This is a genomic window from Micromonospora violae, assembly GCF_004217135.1.
GTDB lineage: Bacteria > Actinomycetota > Actinomycetes > Mycobacteriales > Micromonosporaceae > Micromonospora > Micromonospora violae.
Genome location: NZ_SHKK01000001.1, coordinates 6,257,289 through 6,281,775, shown reverse-complemented (window position 1 = coordinate 6,281,775; position 24,487 = coordinate 6,257,289). Strand labels below are relative to the sequence as shown.

Below are 24,487 nucleotides of genomic sequence, written 5' to 3'. Positions count from 1 at the left end.
TCACCGGGCCCGGGTCAGCTGCTGACCCGGGCCCTCCTCATGTGCCGTACATGTCCTACGCAAATAGCCGTACTTGACTATTCGTATGCGACAGCGTGTAGTCGGATGGGTGGGTCCGCTATCGACCCCCGTCCAACATCAGGAGGAACGCGATGACGGAGAGCTGGACCGACGAACACAGCGCGGCACCACCCAATCCGCGCCGATGGCTGGTCCTGGCCGTCGTTCTGGCCGGGGCGTTCATGATCCTGCTGGCTACGACGATCGTCAATGTGGCGATCGCACCGATCCAACGCGACCTCCAGTCGACCTACACGGCCATGGAGTGGGTCATCGCCGGCTACGCGCTCGGCTACGGCCTGCTGCTCATCCCGGCCGGCCGGATCGGCGACCGGTTCGGCCACCGCAAGCTGTTCCTCATCGGCGTCGCGGGGTTCACGCTCGCCTCGGCGGCGTCGGCGCTCGCGGCCACCCCCGGCCAGCTCATCGCGTTCCAGGTGGTGCAGGGCATGATGGCCGGCATCCTCAACCCGCCGGTGCTGGCGCTGATCCAGACCACGTTCCCGGCGAAAGAGACCGGCAAGGCCTACGGCATCTACGGCGCGATCGGCGGCATCGCGACCGCCAGCGGCCCCCTCCTCGGCGGCCTGCTGATCGCGTGGGACCTGGGCGGTTGGGACTGGCGGCCGGTGTTCCTGCTCAACGTACCGATCGGCCTGGCCACGTTCGTCGCGGCGCTGATCCTGGTGCCCGAGTCCCGAGGCCGCCGCGGCGGGCTCGACGTGATCGGCATGCTGCTCGTCTCGGTCGCCGTCCTGCTGCTGGCCATCCCCCTGGTCGAGGGGCAGCGACTGGGCTGGCCGGCCTGGACGTTCGTCTCGATGGCGGCGGCACTGCCCGCGTTGGCAGCCTTCGCGGGCTGGGAGTTGCGCCGCGCCCGACGCGCCCAGGTCCCGCTGGTGAGCATGCGCCTGTTCGCCCACCGTTCGTTCTCCGCCGGCGTCGGTATCAGCCTCTGTTACTTCGCAGGCTTCATCGGCCTGCTCTTCGCGCTCTCGCTGCACCTGCAGATCGGCCTGGAGAAGTCGGCTCTGACGACGGGTCTGATCCTGCTGCCGTTCTCGTTCGGCACGTTGGTCGGCGCGGCCATCTCGGACAACGTCGCCCGTGCGCTCGGCCGCGGCGTCCTGATGCTCGGCGCGGGCATCGTGATCGTGGGCATGGTGGGCATCATCGCGACGATCCACTGGTGGGGCTCCGGCCTGGAGCTGCTGCCGGCCCTGCTCTTTGCCGGCTTCGGCTCGGGCCTGGTGATCGCGCCGAGCGTCGAGATCGTGCTGGCCGGCGTGCCCTGGCAGGACGCGGGCGCGGCCAGCGGTGTGCTCGGCACCGCACAGCGTCTCGGCCAGGCGATCGGCGTCGCGGTGGCGGGCGTGGTCCTCTTCGGGACGCTCGGTTCCTACTCGGCGACGGCGGCGGAGAAGGCGAGCCCGGAACTCCAGGCGTCGCTGGTGGCCGCCGGTCTGCCGCCGGCCGAGGCGAGCGCGGCGACGACAGCGTTCGCCGACTGTTTCATCCGCCAGTCGCGCGCGTCGGACCCGACGGCCACACCGCCCGGCTGCGAGGACTCGGCGCCAGGTCCGGTCGGCGCGGCCTTCGACGACGCGGCCACGTCGGCGCTGGAGACCAACTTCAACCGCGCGGTCCAGTGGACGGTCGGCGCCGTCCTGGTCGGCGTGATCCTCACCTTCCTGCTCGTCTACCTGCTGCCCCGCCGACCCGAAGAGCCGTGGGCCCAGGCGAGCAAAACCGACTGGATCGTCACCACCGAGCCCGAGCCCGCGCAGTGACAGCGCGCCAGCCCCGGCACCACAGCGGCGACCGGGGCCGGGGCTGGCGCCGTCACGAGGTGGTCATCGATGTCGGCTGGTTGGCCATCAGCTTGGGCAGCTGGTCGAGCAGCTCGTCGTGCCAGGCGAGCTCGGTACGGAGACGGAGCTCGGTATGACGGAAGGTCGTCCACTCCAGACCGCGAATGTGCGGTGCCGCGAGCTCACGGAGCGCGAGCCACGAGTCGAGCTGCGCGGCGAGCGCCTTCCGACGCTCGACGATGATGGCGCGGAGCGCTTCTTCGTCGAGGTCGATCACGTTCTGCAGGGCCAGGTCGACCGGGTCGTGACGAAGCTTGGTGTCACGCAGCGCCTCGTCGCGGTGGTCGATCAGCTCCGCCGCACCGGCCGGGGTGAGCGCGTAGATCGTGCGGGCGGGCCGGTTGCCCTCCTGCTCGGTACGGACCGCCTCGATGACGCCCTCGACCTGCATCCGGTGCAACGCGCCGTAGAGCGAGCCCGGTTTGACGTCGCTCCACAGCTCAGTGCGGTCGACCTGCGCTGCCCGGCGGATCTGGTGCCCGTGCATGGGGCCGCCACGTGCGAGCGCTCCGAGTACGAACAGGCGAGTGCTATTCACGGCATTAGTCGAACACGAGTGCCCGTTTGCGGGCAAGTTACCCACAGCAGTCCTCGACCAGCCCGCTATCCACCGTGAAACGTCGGGTCGACGCAGAGCCTGGGCAGGACGATCAGCGAAGCCGCGATGGCCCGGTTGACCGCGTCGATCCGCGACACCGCGCCGAGTTTGGCGAAGATGTTGCGCAGGTGCCGCTTGACCGTCGCCTCGGACAGGCAGAGCCGGCCGGCGATCTGGGCGTTGCTCATCGCCTGACCGACCAGCTGCAAGACCTCGCGCTCACGGTCCGACAGCGTGCTGTGCACCGGCCCTTGCACCTGGGTCAGGCTCTCGCGCGACACCGCCAGCATCACCGGCGCGTCATCGGCGCGGGCACCGCGGATGGCCGCCACCAGCTCCTGGCGCGTCGAGTTCTTCAACAGGTAGCCGCAGATGCCGAGGGTCAACAGCTCGCGCAGCAGGGCCGGGCCGTCGAACATGCTGAGAATGATGACTCGGCTCGCTGGCGCGACGTCACGGATCCGACGGACCGTGGTGGTCACCCTGTCACCGGGGATCTGCACGTCGAGCAGCACGATGTCGGGCTGCCGGACGCGGATCTCGTTGATCGCGGCACAACTGTCGCCGGCCTCACCGACGACCACGAGGTCACGCTGAGCGTCGAGGATCTCCCGGAGGCCGTCGCGCACCACGACGTGATCGTCGACGAGCACGATGCGGGTCGGCTCGATCATCGTGGCGGTCACCGGCCGACCCCCGCCCCGACGGCGAGCAGCGGCACGACGAGCTCGACCGAAACGCCCTGACGGCCTGCCGCCCGAACGGCGAGACGACCACCGACGGCGGCTGCCCGCTCGGCCATCGCGCGCATGCCGGAGCCGTCGCGCGCCGTCGCGGGGTCGAAACCCACCCCGTCGTCGGCGACTGTCGCCCGCAGCTCGTGCGGTGTGATGTCGACGACCGCGCGGATCACTCGCGCGTCGGCGTGCGCGACCGCGTTACGCAGTGCTTCACGGACGACCAGGAACACCTCGTCGAGCACCTCGGGCGGCACCCACGACTCGTCGCCGTTGATCTCGGTGTGCAGACGTGTCCCGCCCGTCTCGACGGTCGACAGGAAGTTGGCCAGCGCCTCGTCGAGTGACCCGAGCGGCTGAGAGAGCCGCAGGTCGGCGATGAGCACACGCAGGTAGCCGACCGCGTCGTGGAGTGACTCACGGGCGATCACCACCCGGCGGTCGACGTCCTCGTTGCGCCGTTCCTGGGCGAGCTCGTGGGCCTCCAGGTTGCGGTACGCCGCGCTGAGGCTGTGACCCAGCCGGTCGTGCAGCTCGCGCGCGATCAGTGAGCGTTCCGCGATCTGCGCCTGGTGGACCTCGTTCATCAGGCCGGCGGCGTAGCGCGAGCTCGAGTCGAGCAGCCGGGTCAGGGTCGTGCGGGTGAGCGCGTCGGCGACCAGCGCCAGCACCGCGCTCTGGTTGGGCTGACCGCACATCTGCTCCAGTGCGTCTGCCAGCACGATGTCGGCCAGCGCGATGACCGCGCGGAAGCACTCGCGAGGGTGCAGTTCGACGGCGTCGGCGCAGACCGTCGGCGGCGGTGTCGACAGTGGATCGGTCGGCGCGCCACGAAGCTCGGCCAACGCCTCCCGGACCAGGACGTCGGCCTGCGTTGTGTAGCTGTCGATCAGGTCAGCGGCCGCGGCGAGGTCGTCACTCGCGGCGGCGAGACGCTGACGGTAGGCGGCAAGAATCGGTTGACGCCTGCGTTCGAGAACCTCGGCAGCGGTCCTCCGCAGCGCATCGTTTCCAACAACCATTGCGGATCCCCCGGTGTGTGCCTTGTTGCTCCCCAGGTGCGGGCACGAACGCTCCCCCCAGCGCCGGCTGCCCACCGTGTCGTCGACCCCCCCGTTGCGTGGACGACAAAGCACTCAGATCGGATCGGCCTTCTACGAGTTGTCACAGCCGATTACTCGCACGAGTCTACGGTCTCACCGCGCGCCGTTGGAAGCATCGAAGCTTAGCTTTTGGTAGTCGCACCAAAACTTAAGGTGAAATCCAGACTTTGCCGCTATCAGCTTTCGACGGCGCGTCGAGCGATCTCCGCGACAGTTCACCGAAACCTCGACCACCAGGAGTGGAGCGACCAAATGGTGAGCAGACGCAACGTCATGAAGGCCGGGGCCACCGCGGGGGCGGCCGCGCTGGTCACGACCACTGCCGCGGCAGCGGCCCACGGGTCCACCCCACCCGCGACGCCAGCCCACGGCACCCACACCGGCCACGGGGCGACAGCCCACGTCGCGGCCGCCGCCGCCCCGTTCAGTGTCCGGATGCCGATACCGCCCGTGCAGCAACCGATCGCCTCGGTAGCGAACACCGACTTCTACCTCCTTTCCACACGTAAGGCTCAAGCGGAGATCCTGCCCGGGACGCGCACCGACGTGTTGACCTACAACGGGCTGTTTCCCGGCCCGACGTTCCGGGTCAGGACCGGCCGGCTCGCGGTCATCGCCCACACCAACCACCTCGACATGCCGACCGCGGTCCACGTGCACGGCGGTCACACACCGTCGAGCAGCGACGGATTCCCCACCGATGTGCTGGAGCCGGGCAAGAGCCGGATCTACAGCTACCCCAACAAGCAGCGGGCGGCCACGCTCTGGTACCACGACCACGCCCACCACATGGAGGCCGAGCATGTGTTCCGCGGGCTCGCCGGCTTCTTCCTGATCGACGACCCGGACCAGGCGGAGCTTCGGCTGCCGTCCGGCAACTACGACATCCCGATCATGTTGCGCGACGCCCGGTTCGCCGACGACGCGAGCCTGGTCTTCGAACACGACGACTTCCAGTTCCGCAACACGATCCTCGCCAACGGCAAGCCGCAGCCCTACTTCCAGGTGGCCGCCCGCAAGTACCGGCTGCGTTTCGTGAACGCGTCCAACCTCCGTACGTTCACCCTGCGGCTCGGCAACGACGTCGAGGTCGCCCAGATCGCGAGCGACGGCGGGCTGCTCGCCGGGCCGACGCCGATCCGCTCCTGGAGCCTGACGCCCGGTGAGCGGATCGAGATCGTCGTCGACTTCGGCGCGTTCCCGATCGGCAGTCAGGTCTTCCTCGACGACGTCGAGGCCGGGCCGGTCCTGCGCTTCGACGTCAACCGGGCCGCCGCCGACAGCAGCCGGGTGCCGGATCGGCTGAGCACCATCCCCACACTGCCGGCGGCCACGAAGGAGCGGGCATTCACCCTCAACCTCAACCCGTCGACCGGCCAGTTCCTCATCAACGGGAAGACATTCGACGCCGACCGGGTCGACACCGAGATCAAGCGGAACACGACCGAGGTGTGGACGGTGACCAACGGCGACACGCTCTTCGGAATCCCGCACAACTTCCACCCGCACCTGGTCCAGTTCCGGGTGCTCAGCCGCAACGGCCAGCCGCCCGCGCCGGGCGAGGCCGGGATGAAGGACACCATCGCGGTGGGGCCGGGCGAGACGGTCCGACTCCAGGCGACATTCGGGCCGTACCTTGGGCGGTATGTCTACCATTGCCACATGATCGACCACTCCGCGAGTGGGATGATGGCACAGATGAAGATCGTTCCCTGACCCGGAGAAAGGTGTCTTGTGCCCTCCGCAGAGAAGACTGTGCAGATCGGACGGACTCCTGAGGCCGTCTTCGCCTTTCTCGCCCGTGGCGAGAACGACGCGCGCTGGCGCCCCAACGTGCTCGACGTCGCGCGGGTTTCGGGAGAGGGGGTCGGCGCCCGCTACAGACAGGGGCTCAAGGGCCCCGGTGGGAGCCGCATCCCGGCCGATTACGAGGTGACCGAGTTCGAGCCGGGGCGGCGTCTGGCCTTCCAGGCCACCGGCAGCGTGGTGCGTACCCAGGGCGAGTACACGCTCGCGCCGTCCGACGGCGGCGGCACCGCGCTCACCCTGAAGTTGGCGTGGCAGCCGAGTGGGCTGTCGCGCTTCCTCGGCCCGGTCGTCGGCAAGACGTTCGAGGAGGAGATCGCCGCCCTCGACGCCCTCCGCGACCTGCTGGAGAGCGAAGCCTGAGCAGAGGGTGAGTCGGTAGCGCCGGCGGGTGTCAGCCGCGGGCCCGGAGCCAGGAGGCTCCGGGCCCCTCATCCTGCCCCGGTCAGGGGCTGGTGCAGCTGACGTTGCTGGGTGCGGTCGCACCGTTGCCCGTGGCGGTGAAGCCGAACGTGGTCGACGCGTTCGGGTTCACCGTGCCGTTGTAGGGGGCGTTCCGGACGGTGACGCTGCCGGTGGTGCCCGTGTTGACGCCACTCCACAGGCTGCTGATGGCCTGACCGCTGGCCAGGGTCAGGCCCACGGTCCAGCCGTTCAGGGGTGCGGTGGAGTTGTTGGCAACTGTCACCTCCGCCTGGAAGCCGCCAGGCCAGGTGTTGAGCGTCCGGTAGGTGGCCGCACAGGCACCTGGCTCGCCGGTCGGCGGCGGGGTGGTCGGCGGATCCGTCGGCGGGTCCGTGGGCGGCGGAGTCGTCGGAGGCGTCGTCGACTCGAACTGGCTGAAGAACCTCCAGATCTCACCCGAGGTCCAGGTGCGCGAGTCGTTGGGGCTGCCCGACCCGTCGACCGGGCTGGGGGTGTGGTCCCCGTCGAACGCCGCCCACTGCACCGGGTAGCCGGCTCGGCAACCCGAGTAGGCGGTGGTGATGTGGGTGAGGCTGCCCCGGCTCGGTTCGCGCGGGCTCTGCGCGGTGCACCCGTTGTTCCGCACGAACGTGTCGCGCAGCTGCCGACCCTGGGAGATGTTCAGCACGCTGTCGTAGATGCCGTGGATGCCGAAGTACGCAACGGGCTGGGTGCCGCCGTTGCATCCGCTGAGGTTGGCGCCGGATATGACCGTGACGGCGCGGATGACCGTGGGCCGGGCACAGGCCACCGCGTAACTCATCGCCCCGCCGTAGCTCCAGCCCAGCGCGAAGCGCTGGGTGGTGTCCACGCACAGGTCGTTCTCGATCTGGCGGGAGATGTCGTCGAAGAGGGTCAGGTCCCGACCGTTGGTGTTGGCCCAGCCGGCGTTGAGACCCTGCGGAGCGACGAAGATCGCGCTGTTGTTCGACAGCGGCTGGAGGCCGTAGTAGCCGGCCGAGGTGACGTTGTTGGCCGAGCCGTTCAACCAGTGGAAACCGAAGATCAGTCGGTAGGGGCGGTTCCGGTCGTACCCGTCCGGGATCCGCAGGTTGTACGTACGACTCTGTCCGCTGCTCTGGATCGTCCGCGTCCCGCTGGCGAGGGTGGGGGCCTTGCCGCAGCCGGCGGTCGCCGCGAGGGTGCCGTTGGTGGCGGCCACCGCCGTCGCGCCAAAGCCGCCGCTCAACACGCCGCCGGTGGTGGCCGCGAGGAGAAGCGCCGCGGCCGCGATGGATGGGAGGAAGAACCTACGTCTCAGCATTGCTTGGGCTCCTTGCCGTTCGGCGTCTGGTGCTCGTGACTTGGCAGCGGCACAAGGCGATGTGCAGCTGCCACCCGTCGGCCCGGACTGCCTGCGGTGGAGCGTCGGAAGCTGGGTCTGCGGCCGGCGCGACATCGACTGACGACCAACAATGGTCGCCTGGCATCGACGGGGCCCGGACTGGTCACCGACCGGCTCAGGTGACCGGGAGTGCGCCCTTCACTCCGGATGAAAGATAGCATGTTATCGATAACACACCGAGCCGATCGAGCCCTCCAGGCTCACCTGCCGAGCGGCCGGCCTGCCCATTCGGCGGCAACTTCCCGCAGGTCACCGATGATGAAATGCGGCGGTTCGTGCAGGAGGAAGTCGCGGTGGCTGATGTTCCAGGCGTACGCGCCGGCCATGGCGAAGGCCAGCACGTCGCCCACGCCGATCGGCCCGGCGGTGCTGGAGAAGGACAGCACGTCCTTCGGGGTGCAGAGCTGCCCGACCACGGTGACCGGCCCACCGTCGGTACGGGGACCGGCGGCACCGCGTCGCCGGTGCACGGTGAACGGCTGAGCGTGCCCCTTCGCGGCCGGTGTCCGCAGATGGTGCGTCCCGCCGGCCACCACCACGAACCACTCGCCGTAGGAGCGCTTCACGTCGATGACCTCGGTCAGGTACGCCCCGCAGTGGGCCGTGACCGACCGGCCCGGCTCGATGCGCAGCCGCACACCTGGGTAGCTGTCCAGGACGTCCGCCAGGGCCAGGCCGTAGCCCTCCCAGTCGAACCGCGCGTCGGGGTCGGTGTAGTCGACAGTCATACCGCCGCCGACGTCGACCTCGGCGGCGTCGACCTCGGCCACCGCCCAGTCGACCACCGCGGCGGCGACCGTCGCGGCGAGCGGTGCATCCAACCCGCTGGCCAGGTGGGCGTGGACTCCGCGGACGTCGACGCCGGCCGGCGGGCGGCGGGCACACCCGACGGCGTCGGCCGGGTCCATGCCGAACGGGCTGGGCCCACCGCCCATGACCAGGCTCGCGCCCGGCGCCTCGACCGGCAGGTTCACCCGCAGCAGCACCTGAGCCGACCGGCCCGTGGCGGTGGCCAGCGCGCCGAGCCGGGCCAGCTCGGCGGGCGACTCGACGTGGATGCGGTGCACCCCGGCGTCGAGCGCGGCGGCGAGATCCGCGTCGGTCTTGCCCGGCCCGGCGTACGCGGCCGGCGCCCGTCCCGGCAGCACCTCGGCCAGCCTCCGCAGCTCGCCCCGGCTCGCGGCCTCGAACCCGTCGACGATCGGGGCGAGGGTTCGCAGCACACCGGGGTCCGGGTTGGCCTTGACCGCGTAGAGCAGCTCGACCGGCTGGGGCAACGCCGCCCGGACGGCTCGGGCCTGCCCGGCCAGCGCGTCGAGGTCGTGGACGTAGACCGGTCGGGTCATCGTGGCCCACCCATCGGGTTCGGCAGCGGCACGAACGGCGCGGCCCGGTCGGCGTCGCGCCGCCAGCGGACCAGCAGGTTCGCCTTGGCCGGCAACGGCTCCCCGTCGAGCAGCACGCGCAGCTCGACGGGATCACCGAGGTCGGCGGCGACCGCCTCGACGACGGTCCGCAGCTCGTGCCACAGCCGCCGCTCGATGCCCGGGTGCGCCTCGGCGAGAGCCCCGCTGATGCCGGCGAGATGGTTGACGAACAGGCAGTAGACGACCCGGCGGTGGGCGGCCCGGGGGTCGTAACGGACCTGCACCGGGACGCCGTCCGGCCAACCGCCCCACCGGTCGGCGTCCACCTTCACCCCCTCCAGGTCGCGCAGCAGCATGCGTACCGGGTGGCGATCCCGGTCGAGCACGACGACCACGTTCTGCAGGTGCGCCTCGTACACGACGCCGTGGCTGAGCCAGCTGTGCAGCACCGCCGGCACCAGCAGGCCGACGTACCCCCGCCACCAGGCCACCGGATCCGGTGTGACCAGCGGCGCGGCGGCCAGCGCCGCCGCCAGCAGCGGGGTGTCGCCGGGACGCAGGTGGGGGCGCAGTCCGGTGCGCACAATCGTCCCGTACGCCTCGTCCGCGCCGGGGGCGTCGACCGTGCGGTAGGCGGGCTCGGCGAGCAGCCGCACCCCGTCGGGCAGTGGCACCCGGGCCAGCAGGTCGGTCAGCGCCACCGCGCCGGTGAGCTCGTAGCGGGCGTTCTTGCGCAGACAGTTGGTGATCCGCACGTGCAGACTGGTCTTCACGAACAGGTCGGCCTCGGGGGCGTAGAGGGTGCGGACGCTCGCCGTTGGCCGCACCGGCGCACCGGCCGCTCCCAGCTGGCGCAGCCGTGGGTCGGTGGGCGGGATCAGCGACAGCTGCCAGGGGTGCACCGGCAGGACGCGGTGCCCGCGCGGGGGTCGTGGCGGGTCGAGGGCGGCCAGCAGCGGGTCGAACGGCCCGGCGTCGGCGGTCAGGTCGTCCGGTACGGCCAGCCAGTGCAGCCGGAACGCGGTGCGCAGCTCCGGCGCGTACGCCCGCCAGCTGGCCGGGTCGCCGCTGCGCCACTTCGGGGTGGGGTGGTGCGGGTGACCGAAGACCAGTGACTGCTCGGAGTCGACGTACGCGTCGATGGCGGGCTCACCGGTGGGGGTCGGATCCTCGGCCGGCCGGTCGGACAGCAACCGGGCCACCGTGTCCCGGCTGGCCCGGACCTGCTCGACGAACTCGTCGTTCGCCACGCCGGTACGGGTGGTGAGCTCCGCCGCGACCAGGGCGGCCAGCCCGTCCGCGTCCAGGTCTTCCCACCGTCCGCCGCCGGTCCTGCGTTGCACCGGTCCGGTGTAACGGTGCGCGCCGAGCGGCGAGGCGCGCGCGACCTCGCAACGCACGGTGACGTCGAGGTGCCGCAGCAGCAGCCGGACGGCACCGTCGACCACACTCGGGCTGCCGTCCGGCGGGGCCAGCTCGCGCAGCAGGCAGCCGAAGAGGGCGTGCGCGGCGGCCTGGTCGGCGACCTGACCGGTGTCGACGACCGGCCGGGAGCGCACCTGCGCGCTCGTCATCGTGTCTCCCGCAGATAGTTCGGGCCGGTACGCAGGTAGTACTTGTTGATGTCGGCGCAGCCGAGGCGGTGTTTGGGCAGCAGGGTGCCGGCGGTGAGCATCGCCTTGATGGGCAGGTGGGTGGCGTGCAGGACCCGCTCGGCGAACGTCCGCACCGCCGGTCCGTCGCCCCACCGGTCACCGGCGACGGCGAGCCGGGGCACCAGCGCGTCGGCGGGCGACGGCACGGGCAGCCCGCGCGCGGCCAGCGCGAGCAGCGGCGCGGCGGCGGCCAGGTGCAGGGTGATGGTGATGAACACGTCGGCCAACTCCTGCGGGTCACGCGCCCACATCCGGTCGTCGTGCAGGGCGAGCCCGCTCGGGCCGGCGTGCCGTGCGTCGAGCCGGGCGCCGTCGTTGTCCTTGTAGAGCAGGCCGGCCGCGCCGTCCGGGCGCACCAGCAGGTGGATGTTCTGCGGGTGCGCCTCCAGGGCGATCCCGTGGCGGAGCCAGAGGAAGACGTGCCAGTCGAGCAGCAGGTCCAGGTAGGACTCCAGGAGCGCCACGGGCCGGTGCGGGCTGATCCGTTCGAGGACGGTTCCCGCCACCGGGTCGGCGGCGGCGAGGGCCGCGACCGGCACGACCTGCACGCCGGCCAGGTCGCGCGGAAATCGGCGCAGCAGGAAACCGCGTCGCTCGTCGCCGTCGACGTGCGCCCAGGTGCTCTCGTCGGCGTGCCGGATCCGGCCGGCGAAGCGGGGTTCGGCGCTGGCGATCCGGTCGAGCAGGGCGGCGACCGCCGCGCCGTCGGCGAGCGACCCCGGTTGCAGCGTGCGTCGGTTGCGTGCGCCGAGACTCGCGGTCGGCAGCGGCAGTTTCAGATGCAGGTACGGGTCGTGGTCGAGCGCCACCGTCCGCATGGACAGGGTTGGCCGCACCGGGGTCACCGGCAGGTCGACCACCGGGAACGCCTCGCGGGCCACGGTGATCGGATGCGCTGGCAACAGCAGCCGGTCCGATCGCGGCGTACGCGGCCACCACGCCGGGAGCTCGCCCGTGAGCCGGACGTCCGCGGCGGGGGCGGCGTACCAGCGCAGCGCGAACCGTGGGGCGTGCTCCGGGGCGTACCGGAGCAGTTCGTCGTCGCGCAGACCGTGCCGGCACCGGTCGGTGGGGTAGACGGGGTGGCCGTGGTGGGCGGCGAGCACGTCGTCCAGGAGAGCCGCCGGCAGGCCGGTCGGGGTGACCGCGCGTTCGGCGGCCACCTCGGTGAGCACCCGTGGCCGGTTCCGCGCGGCGAGCCGTCGGGCCCGCAGGTCGGCGCGGCACTCGACGCCGAAGTCCCGCCAGCCGGCCTCGGCCTCGGCGTTGCCGTGCGGGGCGAGCAGCGTCAACAGCCCGTCGAGGGTTTCCGTACGCCGCGGGTCGCCGTCGCCGACCACCAGCAGCACCATCGGGGCGGCGCTGCGCAGTGCCTGCTGGAAGCCGTCCGCACGGACCGGAATCCGCAGCAGGCCAGCGGGGTGCGGCACCTGCCACCAGTCGGGTCCGTCCGCGCGGCCGGCGCTGAGCAGACCGAGGTGATCCTCGCGCAGCAGGGCGTCGAGCACCCGGGTGAAGACCTCCCGCTCGCAGTCGTCGTTCACTCGACGATGGTCCACTGGAGGTCGCCGCGGAGGGCGGCCAGCGACCGCCGGACGGTGCGCTCGTCGGGGCCGATCCCGTGCAGCACGGCGAGGTAGTCGCGGTTCGTGCCGGTGTGCTCGGCGGTGCGGCCCACCTCGCGCAGCGGATGGCAGCCCAGCCGGACGTCGCCGTGGACGGTGTCCAGCCGGCCCGGTGCGGCGACGAGACGGCCGGACCGGTCCGCGCAGACGTACTCGACCCGGGCGTAGCGGTCGACCGTGTCGGGGAGCCCGAGGGCGGCGAGTGGTTCGCCGAGGTGCAACCGGATGACGTACTCGAACAACGGCACACCGAGCAGGTCGGCGAGGATCAGGTCCATCCGGTCGCCGATGAGGCGGTAGTTCACCTCGATGAGCCGGATTCGGCCGGCGGAGATGACGTACTCGGTGTGGCAGGCGCCGAAGCCGACCCCGAGCGCGTCGAGCCGCTCCCGCAGCTGGGCGCGGGCCTGCGCGTCCGGGGGCGACCAGGCGAGACTCTCCTCGGTGAAGGTCGGTGGCGGGCCGAGGCCGGTATGCCACCCGCCCAGGTCGGCCAGCTCGGTGCCGTCGCCGAGGGTCTCGAAGGTCCGCAGCTCGCCGTCGAGGTACTCCTCGACCACCAGCGCCACCTCCGGCCGCCGGCTGCGGATCTCGGCGACCCGGACGACCAGCTCGGCGGGCTCGGTCACCAGGTACGCGTCCTCACTGGCCACCCCCTCGCGGGGTTTGACCACCGCCGGGAACATCCCGCTGGGCACCTCCGGCGCGGCGTGCGGGTCGATGGTGACGGTGCGTACCAGATCGAGGCCCGCCGCGGCGATGGCCCGGCGGGCCGCGGCCTTGTCCTTGCAGAGACGGGCGGCCTCCGGGTCCTTGCCGGGCAGGCCGAGCCTGCGGGCGGCGATCGCGGTGGCCTCCTGGAGGTGGTCGCTGTTGGACAGTAGCGCCACCGGTCGGGTCGATGCCGCCGCCGCGACCACCGCGGTCGCGTCGCGGACCGCGCACCGGGTGACCGGCACGTCCGTCGGCCATTCGGCGGGCCGGTCGGTCAGCACGGTGGCCGACAACCCGAGCGACGCCGCCGCCGGGAGAAACCCGTCCAGGACGGCGTCGGTGGGGTTGAGCGCGGTCAGGTAGAGCCGCATACCGCTTGTCACGCCACCGCCGGGACGCCGTCCGCCGCGGACTGCTCGCTCGGCGGGCCGGCGGTCGGGCCGGGCCGGCGTGGGAAGCGGCGCTGGTGGGCGAGGCCGAGGGCCACCCCGGCGGCCACCAGCACGATGGCCGCCACGGCGACCGCCGGATAGCCGACCCGGTCGGCCGCCGCGAGCCCGATGGACGCCGCCACGAACGAGCACACCAGGCCGAACGACGACAGGACGGTGAAGTCGGTGCCGCCGGTGTCGGGCCGGGAGTAGTCCATGTTGACCGTGTAGAGCACGACGTTGGCGATGGTGTAGGCCACCATGAAGCAGCAGAGCGCGGCGACCGTCCCGCCCAGCGGTGCCTGGCCGTTCATCAGCGGCAGCAGCAGCAGCGTGGACACGGTGAGCGCCCCACCGCCGACCACGAGCACACCGGCGCGCCCGAACCGCCCGATCCCGAGCCCCGCGACCAGACCCGCCACGATGGCCGGGGCGCTGGTCACCACACCGGTGACGACGCCGATCCGCCCCAACGACCAGCCGGCGTCGACCAGCGCCGGGGTGACCAGGGCGTACGCCATCCCCGCGCCGACGTAGACCAGCGGCACCACACCGAACGTCCACCACCGGCAGCCCGGCTGGCCGAACACCGACAGCAACGCCCGGTAGGCCGCGCCGACCCGTTCCACCCGATCGGTACGGGGAGGCTCCCGGAACCGCCACACCACCAGCAGACCGACCGCCGTCATGGCGGCCAGCAGACCGATCGCCGGCACCCAGCCGAACTGGTCGTAGACGAGGACGCAGGCACCACCACCGAGCAGGTTGCCGAGGTAGCTCGCGGCGACCTGGATGCCGTTGCCGGTCCCCCGGGCCGACTCGGCGAGCATCCGGACGGCGACGGCGTCCACGGCGATGTCCTGGGTGGCCGAGAAGAACACGTACGCGGCGCAGATCGCGATGATCGGGCCGAGCGCGTCGGCCGGGCTGGCGAACGGCAGCAGCGCCAGCAGGGCGAGCACCAGGGCGGTCTGGAGCACGAGCAGCCAGGAGCGGTAGTGGCCGCGGTGCCGTGAGCCGTACCGGTCGAGGATCGGCGCCCAGAGGAACTTGACGGGCCAGATCAGGCCGACGATCTGCAACAACGCCAGCGTGTCCAGCGAGGTACCGCCGTCGCGGAGGATGGCGGTGAGCCCGACGGTGATGAAGCCGACCCCGAGGTACTGGGTGACGTACAGCGCGGTCAGGGTGCCGAGCCGGCCCTTCATGCCGCTTTCCAGTAACCGAGGGAGGTCAGCCGCTCCTTGCCGACACCCAGCGTCCGCCGGATGTGTCGGGTGATGCCCCGGGTGGTGGCCGCCTCGCAGGCCACCCAGTAGTGGCTTGTGTCGCTGGCCGGCAGGGCGGCGCAGACCGTGTCGACGAGGTGTCGACCCGCGTCCCGCCGCGGCACCCAGGTGACGTCGTGGTGCGCCCGGGCCCGCAGTGCGAGCGCCTTCTCGCCCTCGTGGGCGTACTCCAGCCAGACCGTCGCCGGAATGTCGGCACCGGCGTCGAGCAGGCTGTTCACCGCGGGCAGGGAGGCCGCGTCGCCGACCAGGTAGAGGTGCTCGGGCGCGGGGTCGGGCAGCTCGAACGCGCTGCCCTGCACGGTCGCGCCGATGGTGTCGCCGACCGTGGCCGTGGTCGCCCAGCGGGCCGCGCAGCCGTCGTGGATGGCGAATTCGAGGGTGAAGCGGCCGGTGGTCGGGTCCGGGTCCACCAGCGTGTACGCGCGCTGGTGCGCCCGGCCGTCGTCGTCGAACCACAGCCGGATCCACATCGTGGGGTGCACCCCGCAGGTCTCCAACAGGCCGCCGCCGTCCAGGAGAAGCCGCTGGTAGTGCCCGTCGATCGACTCGGTGCTCAGGACGGTCAACCGAAAGTCCCGACCTCCCATGGCCTTGAGGACCAGGGCCTCCCAGTTCCGTTTCACGCACCCCTCCAGGTAAGGTCATCCTTGGTTAGGGGAGGTTAACCTAAGTTGCGCCCCGGATGGAACAGAGGACAGCGCCCGATGACGTACCAGGAGAAGATCGACGGTCTCGGCGAGCTGTCGTTGGTGACCGTGGACCCCGACCGGGACGCCGCACTCCTGCACGGCTGGGTGACCCTGCCCCGCAACTCCTTCTGGGGCATGGGTTCCCACAGCCTCGACGAGGTACGCGAGATCTACGCCTTCGTGGACAGTCTGCCCACCCACCACGCGTACCTGATCATGGTGGACGGGGAGCCGGTCGGCCTCTTCCAGAGCTATCAACCCGAGGCGGACCCGGTCGGCGAGCGCTACCCCGTCCAGCCCGGCGACGTGGGGATGCACCTGCTGCTCAGCCCCGACCGACGCCTCGCCCGCAGCCTCACCAACGCGGTCGGCCCGGCGGTGGCCCGCTTCCTGTTCCGCGACCCGGCCGCGCAACGGATCGTCGTCGAGCCGGACGTCCGCAACCACCTCGCCCTGCGCCGACTGGAGATTGAGGGCTTCACCTTCGACTCGGAGATCGACATGCCGGACAAGCGGGCCCAACTCGCGTTCCTGACCCGCGCCCGGTTCGCGGAGCGACACCCGACGCCGGCCTGACCAGCGGCCGTCAGCGGTCGGCGGCGCTTGGCGGCCGTCCGCGGCCGGCGACCGTCAGCGGTTCGCGACCGCCAGCGGTTCGCGGACGTCAGCGGTTGGCGTTCCAGAAGCCGACGAGGGTCGCGGTCCACCAGCCGATCTGCGAGATCGTGGCGGCGGCGACACCCGGCAGCAGGGCGGACCAGGGTGGGCGGCCCGGCACGGCCACGAGTCGGTCACGCACCCGGCCGAGGAACAGCCCGTTGATGCCGACCACCAGCACCGCGAGCAACTTGACCCAGACCAGCCCGGACGAGGTGTCGGGCCCCAGGGCCGCCCCGCTGGCGAGCAGACCCACCAGGCCAAGCCAGATGAGCAGGTGCGCACCGCGGGCGGCGGTCAGCACCGTGCCGAGCGGTTCCCGGCGCAGCACCCAGCGGAGGCTGAACCAGTCCACCGTCAGTACCGCACCGAAGCCCACCACCAGGCAGGTCAGGTGGCAGAAGAGGGCGATCATCCGCGCACCCGGCGAGAGCGCGACGTGCGGCGCGACGAGGACCGCGAGCAGCCACCCGAGACTGACCGCCACCACCGAGGCGACGGCCGCGCCACGACCGGCGGCGCGACGGTGGCCACCGCGCCACCCTGCCGTCGGTGCCGAGGCGACCGCGTCGGGCGGCGACCCGCTGCGGGGCCGGTGCGCCGCGCGCGGCATCGGGCGGGCGACGTCCGGCGCGACGGCCCGGCGCGCGGGGCGGGCCGCCCGCGCCGGGGGGCGAAGGTCGGTGTGCAGGTCAGACGTACGCATCGGTCGGTCTTCTGGACGGCATGCTCAACCGACCGGTACGGCGACGGGCGCGCCGGGCCGATTGTCCAGCGCGCTCAACTCGGCGGCCCGCGCCTTCTGGATCCGGCCGGCGATCGCCTTCAGCTCCGGACTCCCCCCGGCGTTCTGCGCACCTCGACACAGCACCACGGTCTGCGCGAGGTGCGCCCGGATCAGGGCGGCCGCCCGGGACGGCACCTCGGTGTCGGGCGCGGCACGTAACTCGGCGAGGTCGGCATCGGTGACCATGCCGGGCATCTGGTGCCCCTCGTGGATGTTCAGCTCGGGCATGTTGCCCGCGGCCAGCAGCCCTCGCAGGTCCCGCAGCTCCGCCTGGTGAGCCTGCCGGACCTCGCCGAAGAGGGCCCGCAACGACGGATCCGTCGGTCGGGTGTCGAGCTGGTCGATCAGCGCGAGCGCGCCCTCGTTCATCGGGATCAACAGTTGGATGAAGGCGTCGTCGGTGGCGTTGAGCACCACCGGCCCAGCCGGCACCGCAGCGGCCGGCACCGCTGCGGCCGACGACGCGGCGGCCGACGACGCGGCGGCCGACGACGCGGCGGCCGACGACGCGGCGGCCGACGACGCGGCGGCCGACGAGGCCATCGGCGCTTGGTCGGGGCGCTCGGCGCGGCCCCAACCCTGGGCCAGACCGACGGCCAGTGCCGTGGCGACCAGGGTCGCGACGACGCCGACCTTGCGCCCGACCCGGTGGCGAAGCCCGGGGCGCTCCGCCCTGATCGGCTCGTCGACCCCTTCTCCCCGGCTCAACGGGCGGCTTGCTCCCCGGCTCAACGGGCGGCCTGGAACGCGCGGCCGACAACTGTCGTCTCGGTCCCGGTGCTGAACAACCCGGACCGATCCTTGTCCGTGGCGGGTAGCCCGAACCAGGCGTACCGCTGGAGGTAGGAGAGTTGGCCGAGCATGGCGGTGGCCGCGGTGAGGAAGGCGGCCTGCTGCTCCTGGCTGGGAAACTGCGAACCGCCCCCGCCGAAGCGGATCAGCGCGAACTCGGTCAGCCAGATCGGCTTCCGGTACCGCTGGTAGACGGCCTGGAGGTACTGCCGGAGTTGGGCCACCGCGGTGGCGGTGGTGAAGTCGGCGCCGAACCAGTGCAGGGTGATGAAGTCCACCCGGTAGCCGCGGGCCTGGGCGCCGGTCATGAACCGGTCCAGCCAACCCTGCGGGTCCGGGCCGCCCCAGGCGACCGCTGGGCTGCCCAGCCTGCTGCCCGTCGCCATCAACTGCGGCCACAGGTCCAGCGCCTGCTCGACGGTCATGTTCGCCTGCTCGGCCAGGTCCGGCTCGTTGAAGGTGAGCAGGTACGGCCCGGCGGCCCTGGCCCGAGCCAACTCGGGGGCGGTGACGTTCTCCGCGCTGCGGATCATCGGCACGAACGTCGCGCCGCGCGGGGTGCTGATCCCCGGGTGTTGGGTGCCCCAGGTGTAGTACCAGCTGGCCTTGGAGTTCGCCAACGCCTGACTCGCCCCGGCGAAGTTCCACACCCCGACGCCCTTGCGCGTGGAGCTGACCACCGGTGTGACCGAGGGCTTCGACGAGGGCCGCACGCTCGGTGTGGGCGCGACGGTCGGGGTGGCGACGGCGGTGGGCGCCGCCGTGGGCGGAGCCGCCCACGAGGGCGCGGACGGATCGTCCGGCAGGATCACCACCGCCGTGGTGATGGCCAGGACGGCGGCGGCCACACCGGCGGCGAGGGACGGCACGAGGCCACGGGGCCGGTTCACCGCGAGGTCGACGACGCTCGGGCCGCCGCCCGCGTCGGTGGGCGCTCCGCCGGGTGGGGTCGCCCCGGCGGACGGCCCGACCGGCGGGCCCGGAGGCGCGACGGCCGGTGCGGCGGCTGCGGGGGCCGCCGCGCTCGGCAGGTGGGCGCCGAGGCCCGCCGGCAGCGGCAGCAACGGCAGGCCGGCGAGGAGCCGGTCGATCGGCAGCAGCGTGGTTCCCAACCGGTCACAGAACGCGCAGTCGCGGACGTGTCGAGCCAGGCGCTTGCGCCACAAGGGGCTCGGCGTGCCGTCCCAGTCAGCGGTCACGACGCCGAGGTCCGGGCAGCCCGGGCGGGCACGGAGGGCGCGTACGACGCCGCGGGCGCTCTGGATCTGCTCCTTCATCCGGTGGATCCGTACCGCGACGTGCCCGGGTGACAACCCGAGCGCGTCGGCGACCTCGTTGCGGGTGAGCTCGCCGGTCTCCTCCAGCCACCACAGTGAGAGCAGCTCCTGGTCGTCCGGGTCGAGCCAACGGGTCGCCTCGGCGACCTCGCGTCGTTGGTCGGTGAGGCCGAGCCGGAGAATCGTCATCCCCGCGAAGTCGGAGGCCGGGTCGGGCACGTTGTGGATCGCGTCGAGCCCGGCGTCACGGTTGAGCGCGACGCGGCGGCGCGTCTCCCAGTCCCGCACCTGGCGGATGGTGATCGCCACCAGCCAGGACCGGTATGCCGCCGGGTCGTTGAGCGCGGGCAGGTACCGGATCACCCGTACCAACGTCTCCTGGACCACGTCGTCGACGTCGGCGTGCCCGCGCAGCGCACGCCCGACGATGTTGTAGACCAGCGGGAGCGAGGCCGCGACGACGTCGTCGAGGGCGCGCTGGTCGCCCTGCCGGGCCGCGACGACCAACCCGACATCGGGCAGTGCTCGACCGGCTGACGACATGGGTTCCACTCCTTGTGTGCTCGTCCGCGCGGCGCCCGCGCTGGATGCGCTGACCGCCCTCAAGATCGGAGACTCGCGACACCAGGCGGGATTACAGAATTCTCAGGCAGCCTGCTCAACGAGAAGTGACGTGGGTCCGTCGGCGGTGCGTACGGGGCGACGGTGCCGGGTATGGTGCGGGGTGTCGGTGTCGCCGGGCGCTCGCCCGTGCAGAGGACACCGCCATTCGGGCGCCAGCGTGTGCGCCGACGTGTCACCAGCTCGCACGGCCGACGCCGAGGCCTCAGCCGCACCCTTTCCGTAGAGACAGGATCCCTGCATGACATCGAACGACGACCGTCGTCCCGCCCTCTTCCTCGCCACGTCGAACGGCGACGCGCTGGACGGACCGGCGGTGACCTTCGACAGCAGCGAGGAGGCCATGCGGCGACTGCGACACCCGTTCGCGGTGAAGCCCGCCCAGCCGGCCCCGGCCGCTGTCGACGCCCCCGATCAGCGCGGCTGATTTCGCGCCGTCCACCCCCTCCACCCGCACACCTGCCCCGACTCATACTTTCGGGTAGTAAATCGTCGGCCTTTCGGGTAGGGTCCAGGTCATCAACTGAACGACATGACGCGGTGGCGTGGCCCGTGATCGTGGCCTTGCGACAGCGCACTTCTCGCCCGCACGTGCGCCCCGGCTACAGCCGGTTCGGAGATCCTTCCGGTCGACCCGATCGGCGGGCGTGCGCGGGAGGGACCATTTCATGTCCACCATCGTCGAGAACGCCAGCAGCACCCGCATCGGCCAGCGGAGCAGCGACCAGAGCCCGGACGACCTCCTCGCCGACCTGGCGGTGACCCCGGCGGACGACCCTCACCGGCCGGCCCTGCGGGACCGCACCATCGAGGCGTGGCTGCCGCTCGCCCGGCACCTGGCCCGCCGCTACAGCGGACGCGGCGCACCCGACGACGACCTGGCCCAGACCGCCTTCGTCGGGCTCATCAAGGCCGTGGACAACTTCGACCACAGCCGGGGGATCGACTTCAGCGGGTACGCCATTCCCACAATCATCGGCGAGATCAAGCGATACTTCCGGGACCGCACCTGGTCGGTGCGCGTGCCCCGCCGTCTCCAGGAGCTGCGTCTCTCGATCAGCGCGGCGAACAGCACCCTGACCCAGAACCTCGGTCGCTCGCCGACCGTCGCCGATGTCGCGGCCTACCTCGACGTGTCCGAGGAGACCGTCCTGGAAGGGCTGGAAGGGGCGCGGGCCTACCGGGCCACGTCGCTGTCCACCCCGACCGGCGCGGACGGCAGCCGCGAACTCAGCGACACCCTGGGCGACGACGACCACGCGTTCGATCTCGTCGAGATCCGCGTCGCCCTCGGCCCGGCCCTCGCCACGCTGCCGGAGCGGGAACGCCAGATCCTGAGCCTGCGCTTCCACGGCAACCTCACCCAGGCCCAGATCGCCGACCGGATCGGCGTCTCGCAGATGCACGTGTCCCGGTTGATCACTCGCTCGCTGGCCGCGCTCCGCCGCCAGCTCAGCGACGACATCGCCGCCTGAGCCGGCACGGCCGGCCGTTCAGAGCTGGACGACGTGGCCCACCCGTGGCGGCGTACGACCGGCGAGAACGTCGAGCCACGCGTGTCGCAGCGCCTCCGGCCCGGCACCCACCCGAACGTCGAGCCACCCGCCCACGATGGCGGCGAAGCGTTGCCAGGCCTCGGTGAACCGCTGGTCGAGCCCGTCGCGGCCCCAGTCGTGGCTGCGCTTGCGCATCTGCACCGGCGCGAAGAACACCTCCTCGGCGGCGTCGGCGTTCGGCGTCTGGTTGGTGAGCCCGACCGCGATGTCCCGGACGAGCCGGTCACCAAGGCGCTGGCGCAGGGCCGCCCGGGTCGCGGGCGCACCGGACAGGTCGAGGTAGGCGGTCGGGACGACGTCGAGGGAGTCGATGTCGTCGTATGACACGACCTCGTCGTAGCAGCCGAGTGACCGGGTGAACGCCAGGTTGCCGGGTGAGGTGAGACCGACCATGCGCGGTCCGCGCCGGTGCAGCTCGAACGCGGCGGCGTACGCGGTCTTGCTGGACGCCGATGACACCAGCAGCGCCTCGGCACCGTAGAAGTCGTTGTCGACAACCTGGTCGGCCAGCATGAACGAGGTGAAGAAGAGCGGCCGGAACAGGATCAGCAGGTCCTCCTGGTCGCGCTGGTACGCCGGGTCGCCGGTGGTCGACCGGTACGCGTTGTACGGCGACGGCAGCTCGGCCCGGTGCGGGCTCGCCTCACGGAACCCGGACGCGTCCACCCGGTCCGGCCGCACCACGAGGTGACCGGCGGGCGGGAGGTAACCGTAGATCCGTTGCCCCACCTCGACCCCTGCCGCCGCCGAGGCAACCACGTCGGCGAACCCCCAGAGCGGCGGGAGGCCCCACCGCGGCCCGAGCCCCTGGGCCGCCGGCGGGAAGAACTGCCAGTAGCGCATCGAGTCGCCGAGCACCGCGTAGGTCACGTTGTTGGCGGTGAGGCCGACGCGGTCCACGCGCAGCAGCGCCTCGCCGTCGGCCACGGCGGGGGCGACGCCATCGACGAGCGTGGTCTGCCCGAGGTCGTCACGCGCCACGGCGAAGGTCCATGAGTCAGCCATGAGGTGACGCTAGACAGCCTCGCAACCGGAGACAAGTGCACTGTGAGTGCAAAATCCCACCCTCGACCCGAACGAGCGCGTCACTCCAGCGGATAGAGGCGCGCCGGGTCACCGGGGCGGAGGCTGTCCGGCACGTCGTCCACGGTGCTGGCGGCGATCGAGCCGAGCAGCGCCAACGAACGCGCGGACTCCGTACCGGGCTCCGCGTGGTAGATCACCAGAAGTTGCCCGTCGGCACCCGCCACCGCGAGCTTGTCGCAGTACAGGTCGAGTTCGCCCACCTCGGGATGCCGCAGCCGGCTGACGATGCCCTCCCGTCGACGCACCTCGTGGCGCGCCCACAGCTGCCGAAAGCAGTCGCTCTTGAGCGACAACTCCCCCACCAGCGCCGTCAACCGTGGGTCGTCGGTCGCCCCGACCGAGTCGGCACGCATCTGCCCCACCACGCCCTGCATCGCCTGCCGCCAGTCACGGAACAGCTCCCGCTCGGCCTGGTCCAGGAACACCGCACGGAGTCGGTTGGCACCCGGGGCGAGATTCGGCGACAGCGCCCTGGCCATCGAGTTCGAGGCCAGGATGTCGAGGTAGCGGTTCTGCACGAAGGCCGGCATGGGAAGCTCGCGCAGCAGGTGCAGGATGCTGGCCGGCACCCGCTCAGCGGCCGGTCGGGCCGCCCGCCGCGACCGCGCACGGCTCAACCCGATCATGTACGCGGTCGCCTCCGGGTCGAGCCGCAGCACCCCGGCCAGGGCGTCGAGGACCTGCACCGAGGGGTGCCGCTCGCGACCCTGCTCCAACCGGAGGTAGTAGTCGGCGCTGATGCCGGCCAGCATCGCCACCTCCTCACGCCGCAGCCCCGGCACCCGGCGCAGGCCGACGCCCGGACCGAGCCCGACATCCTCGGGCCGGGTCTGCTCGCGGCGGGCACGCAGGAAGTCGCCGAGCGGGTTCGTTGCGTCCATGACACCGACGGTAGATCGCCGGACGGCCCGGTGACTGGCTGTGTCACTACCAGGAACAGCTCGCCCTGCCACCCCGGTGGATGTCGGCGGACAGTCGTCGGAGGGCCGCCTCCCACCGGCCGCAGACGTCACGACAACGGACAGAGGATGACATGAGCGACAACCTTCCCGGCGGTGCTGTCACCCCCGCCGACGGCCTCACCCTGAGCCGGATGGGTTACGGGGCGATGCAGTTGGCCGGCCCGGGTGCCTTCGGCCCGCCCCGCGACCGCGAACAGGCACTCGCCGTACTCCGTGAGGCCGTCGACCTGGGCGTCCGACACATCGACACCAGCGACTTCTACGGGCCCGTCGTCGTCAACGAGCTGATCCGCGAGGCGCTCCACCCGTACCCCGAGGATCTGCACCTGGTCACCAAGGTCGGCGCGCGACGCGGCGCCGACGGCTCGTGGATCCCGTCGCTGACGCCGGATGACCTCAAGGCCCAGGTCCGGGAGAACCTTGAGCATCTCGGCCTGGACGTCCTCGACGTGGTCAACCTTCGGGTGGGTACGCCGAGGGGCGCCATCGAAGCGCCGCTCGGTCCGCAGTTCGCCGCCCTGGCGGAGCTGCGGGACCAGGGGCTGATCCGACACCTCGGACTCAGCAACGTCACGCTCAACCAGCTCACCGAGGCCCAGGCCATCGCCCCGGTGGTGACCGTGCAGAACCTCTACAACCTCGCCAACCGGCAGGACGACGCCCTGGTGGACAGGTGCGCGGCCGAGAACATCGCGTTCGCGTCGTTCTTCCCGCTCGGCGGGTTCACGCCGTTGCAGTCCGACAGGCTCGACGGCGTGGCCGCCCGACTGGACGCCTCACCGCAGCAGGTCGCCCTCGCCTGGCTGCTCCAGCGCTCCCCCACCACCGTGCTGATCCCCGGCACCTCCAGCATGGCGCACCTGCGGGAGAACGTGGCCGCCGCCGACCTGAAAATGCCGGCCGACGCGATCGAGGAGTTGGACGGGCTCGCGTTCTAGTCCGTGCGCGGCCGGCGTGCTCGTGCGTGCGCGGTCGGCGTGCTAGTGCTTGT

At 71.7% G+C, this 24,487-nt stretch carries 22 protein-coding genes; 7 read left to right on the top strand and 15 right to left on the bottom strand.

The annotated features are described in order from the left end of the window. Positions 1–152: 152 nt before the first annotated feature. Entirely contained in the window at positions 153–1,850 is a 1,698-nt protein-coding gene (locus tag EV382_RS28395) for an MFS transporter (RefSeq protein ID WP_130406862.1), read from the top strand. A gap of 52 nt (positions 1,851–1,902) precedes the next feature. On the opposite strand, the gene EV382_RS28390 is transcribed toward EV382_RS28395, so the two are convergent. From EV382_RS28390 to EV382_RS28380, 3 genes are all read right to left on the bottom strand, one after another. Beyond that, complete coding sequence (locus tag EV382_RS28390) at positions 1,903–2,469, bottom strand: PadR family transcriptional regulator (RefSeq protein ID WP_130406860.1); 567 nt, start codon at positions 2,467–2,469, stop codon at positions 1,903–1,905. 65 nt (positions 2,470–2,534) lie between these two features. After that, positions 2,535–3,215, bottom strand: coding sequence for a response regulator (locus tag EV382_RS28385; RefSeq protein ID WP_244236838.1), 681 nt, complete (start codon positions 3,213–3,215; stop codon positions 2,535–2,537). Continuing rightward, positions 3,212–4,288 (bottom strand): sensor histidine kinase, encoded by a 1,077-nt coding sequence (locus EV382_RS28380; protein WP_130406858.1) that lies wholly within the window; start codon positions 4,286–4,288, stop codon positions 3,212–3,214. The genes EV382_RS28385 and EV382_RS28380 overlap by 4 nt, the downstream gene beginning before the upstream one ends. Before the next feature lie 333 nt (positions 4,289–4,621). Here EV382_RS28380 and EV382_RS28375 point away from each other — a divergent pair, with 333 nt between their 5' ends. Both EV382_RS28375 and EV382_RS28370 read left to right on the top strand, forming a co-directional pair. Next, positions 4,622–6,085 carry a multicopper oxidase family protein gene (locus tag EV382_RS28375; protein ID WP_130406856.1) on the top strand — a complete coding sequence of 488 codons (1,464 nt, stop codon included), beginning with the start codon at positions 4,622–4,624 and terminating at the stop codon, positions 6,083–6,085. An 18-nt stretch (positions 6,086–6,103) separates the two neighbouring features. Beyond that, the gene (locus EV382_RS28370; protein ID WP_130406854.1) at positions 6,104–6,538 is read left to right on the top strand and encodes an SRPBCC family protein; all 435 of its coding nucleotides are present in this window, start codon (positions 6,104–6,106) and stop codon (positions 6,536–6,538) included. 82 nt (positions 6,539–6,620) lie between these two features. Here EV382_RS28370 and EV382_RS28365 read toward each other — a convergent pair whose 3' ends face one another. The 7 genes from EV382_RS28365 to EV382_RS28335 all read right to left on the bottom strand — a co-directional run bounded on the left by EV382_RS28365 (position 6,621) and on the right by EV382_RS28335 (position 15,692). Next, positions 6,621–7,904 (bottom strand): CE1 family esterase, encoded by a 1,284-nt coding sequence (locus EV382_RS28365; RefSeq protein WP_130406852.1) that lies wholly within the window; start codon positions 7,902–7,904, stop codon positions 6,621–6,623. A gap of 281 nt (positions 7,905–8,185) precedes the next feature. Further along, positions 8,186–9,331, bottom strand: a complete 1,146-nt coding sequence (locus EV382_RS28360; protein WP_130406850.1) for an alanine racemase — start codon at positions 9,329–9,331, stop codon at positions 8,186–8,188. Beyond that, positions 9,328–10,926, bottom strand: a complete 1,599-nt coding sequence (locus tag EV382_RS28355; RefSeq protein ID WP_130406848.1) for an IucA/IucC family protein — start codon at positions 10,924–10,926, stop codon at positions 9,328–9,330. Before EV382_RS28355 ends, EV382_RS28360 begins: the two co-directional genes overlap by 4 nt. Then, a complete protein-coding gene (locus EV382_RS28350) occupies positions 10,923–12,551 on the bottom strand; it encodes an IucA/IucC family protein (protein ID WP_130406846.1) in 1,629 nt (542 codons plus the stop codon). The genes EV382_RS28355 and EV382_RS28350 overlap by 4 nt, the downstream gene beginning before the upstream one ends. Beyond that, the gene (locus EV382_RS28345) at positions 12,548–13,717 is read right to left on the bottom strand and encodes an ATP-grasp domain-containing protein (protein ID WP_130409270.1); all 1,170 of its coding nucleotides are present in this window, start codon (positions 13,715–13,717) and stop codon (positions 12,548–12,550) included. Before EV382_RS28345 ends, EV382_RS28350 begins: the two co-directional genes overlap by 4 nt. 8 nt (positions 13,718–13,725) lie before the next feature. Further along, on the bottom strand, positions 13,726–14,985 hold the full coding sequence (locus tag EV382_RS28340; RefSeq protein WP_130406844.1) for an MFS transporter: 1,260 nt from the start codon (positions 14,983–14,985) through the stop codon (positions 13,726–13,728). Beyond that, positions 14,982–15,692, bottom strand: coding sequence for a siderophore-interacting protein (locus EV382_RS28335; protein ID WP_130406842.1), 711 nt, complete (start codon positions 15,690–15,692; stop codon positions 14,982–14,984). The genes EV382_RS28340 and EV382_RS28335 overlap by 4 nt, the downstream gene beginning before the upstream one ends. A gap of 81 nt (positions 15,693–15,773) precedes the next feature. Between EV382_RS28335 and EV382_RS28330 the strand changes: the two genes are divergently transcribed. Then, positions 15,774–16,334 (top strand): GNAT family N-acetyltransferase, encoded by a 561-nt coding sequence (locus tag EV382_RS28330; RefSeq protein ID WP_130406840.1) that lies wholly within the window; start codon positions 15,774–15,776, stop codon positions 16,332–16,334. Between the two features lie 88 nt (positions 16,335–16,422). Here EV382_RS28330 and EV382_RS28325 read toward each other — a convergent pair whose 3' ends face one another. From EV382_RS28325 to EV382_RS28315, 3 genes are read right to left on the bottom strand one after another with little or no spacing between them, the layout of a single operon-like run. Further along, the gene (locus tag EV382_RS28325) at positions 16,423–17,121 is read right to left on the bottom strand and encodes a hypothetical protein (RefSeq protein WP_130406838.1); all 699 of its coding nucleotides are present in this window, start codon (positions 17,119–17,121) and stop codon (positions 16,423–16,425) included. 24 nt (positions 17,122–17,145) lie between these two features. Beyond that, positions 17,146–17,910, bottom strand: a complete 765-nt coding sequence (locus tag EV382_RS28320; protein ID WP_244236836.1) for a DUF305 domain-containing protein — start codon at positions 17,908–17,910, stop codon at positions 17,146–17,148. Positions 17,911–17,930: 20 nt separating this feature from the next. Beyond that, positions 17,931–19,814, bottom strand: coding sequence for a sigma-70 family RNA polymerase sigma factor (locus EV382_RS28315; protein WP_130406836.1), 1,884 nt, complete (start codon positions 19,812–19,814; stop codon positions 17,931–17,933). A gap of 319 nt (positions 19,815–20,133) precedes the next feature. Between EV382_RS28315 and EV382_RS28310 the strand changes: the two genes are divergently transcribed. After that, positions 20,134–20,319: a hypothetical protein gene (locus tag EV382_RS28310; protein WP_130406834.1), complete on the top strand. Its 186-nt coding sequence runs from the start codon at positions 20,134–20,136 to the stop codon at positions 20,317–20,319. 241 nt (positions 20,320–20,560) lie between these two features. Further along, entirely contained in the window at positions 20,561–21,367 is an 807-nt protein-coding gene (locus EV382_RS28305) for an RNA polymerase sigma factor SigF (protein ID WP_130406832.1), read from the top strand. 18 nt (positions 21,368–21,385) lie between these two features. On the opposite strand, the gene EV382_RS28300 is transcribed toward EV382_RS28305, so the two are convergent. Together EV382_RS28300 and EV382_RS28295 are read right to left on the bottom strand one after the other, a co-directional pair. Then, positions 21,386–22,453, bottom strand: a complete 1,068-nt coding sequence (locus EV382_RS28300) for a DUF2855 family protein (RefSeq protein WP_130406830.1) — start codon at positions 22,451–22,453, stop codon at positions 21,386–21,388. Between the two features lie 80 nt (positions 22,454–22,533). Then, positions 22,534–23,415, bottom strand: coding sequence for a helix-turn-helix domain-containing protein (locus EV382_RS28295; protein WP_130406828.1), 882 nt, complete (start codon positions 23,413–23,415; stop codon positions 22,534–22,536). Positions 23,416–23,567: 152 nt separating this feature from the next. Between EV382_RS28295 and EV382_RS28290 the strand changes: the two genes are divergently transcribed. Then, on the top strand, positions 23,568–24,434 hold the full coding sequence (locus EV382_RS28290) for an oxidoreductase (protein WP_130406826.1): 867 nt from the start codon (positions 23,568–23,570) through the stop codon (positions 24,432–24,434). Positions 24,435–24,487: the final 53 nt, after the last annotated feature.

Bases quoted from the DNA above. Each gene is read 5' to 3' on its own strand.
- EV382_RS28375 (WP_130406856.1), top strand. From the start codon at position 4,622: ATGGTGAGCAGACGCAACGTCATGAAGGCCGGGGCCACCGCGGGGGCG.
- EV382_RS28305 (WP_130406832.1), top strand. From the start codon at position 20,561: ATGTCCACCATCGTCGAGAACGCCAGCAGCACCCGCATCGGCCAGCGG.
- EV382_RS28315 (WP_130406836.1), bottom strand. From the start codon at position 19,814: ATGTCGTCAGCCGGTCGAGCACTGCCCGATGTCGGGTTGGTCGTCGCG.
- EV382_RS28345 (WP_130409270.1), bottom strand. From the start codon at position 13,717: ATGCGGCTCTACCTGACCGCGCTCAACCCCACCGACGCCGTCCTGGAC.
- EV382_RS28290 (WP_130406826.1), top strand. From the start codon at position 23,568: ATGAGCGACAACCTTCCCGGCGGTGCTGTCACCCCCGCCGACGGCCTC.
- EV382_RS28310 (WP_130406834.1), top strand. From the start codon at position 20,134: ATGACATCGAACGACGACCGTCGTCCCGCCCTCTTCCTCGCCACGTCG.
- EV382_RS28340 (WP_130406844.1), bottom strand. From the start codon at position 14,985: ATGAAGGGCCGGCTCGGCACCCTGACCGCGCTGTACGTCACCCAGTAC.
- EV382_RS28300 (WP_130406830.1), bottom strand. From the start codon at position 22,453: ATGGCTGACTCATGGACCTTCGCCGTGGCGCGTGACGACCTCGGGCAG.
- EV382_RS28330 (WP_130406840.1), top strand. From the start codon at position 15,774: ATGACGTACCAGGAGAAGATCGACGGTCTCGGCGAGCTGTCGTTGGTG.
- EV382_RS28295 (WP_130406828.1), bottom strand. From the start codon at position 23,415: ATGGACGCAACGAACCCGCTCGGCGACTTCCTGCGTGCCCGCCGCGAG.
- EV382_RS28365 (WP_130406852.1), bottom strand. From the start codon at position 7,904: ATGCTGAGACGTAGGTTCTTCCTCCCATCCATCGCGGCCGCGGCGCTT.
- EV382_RS28380 (WP_130406858.1), bottom strand. From the start codon at position 4,288: ATGGTTGTTGGAAACGATGCGCTGCGGAGGACCGCTGCCGAGGTTCTC.
- EV382_RS28360 (WP_130406850.1), bottom strand. From the start codon at position 9,331: ATGACCCGACCGGTCTACGTCCACGACCTCGACGCGCTGGCCGGGCAG.
- EV382_RS28355 (WP_130406848.1), bottom strand. From the start codon at position 10,926: ATGACGAGCGCGCAGGTGCGCTCCCGGCCGGTCGTCGACACCGGTCAG.
- EV382_RS28395 (WP_130406862.1), top strand. From the start codon at position 153: ATGACGGAGAGCTGGACCGACGAACACAGCGCGGCACCACCCAATCCG.
- EV382_RS28325 (WP_130406838.1), bottom strand. From the start codon at position 17,121: ATGCGTACGTCTGACCTGCACACCGACCTTCGCCCCCCGGCGCGGGCG.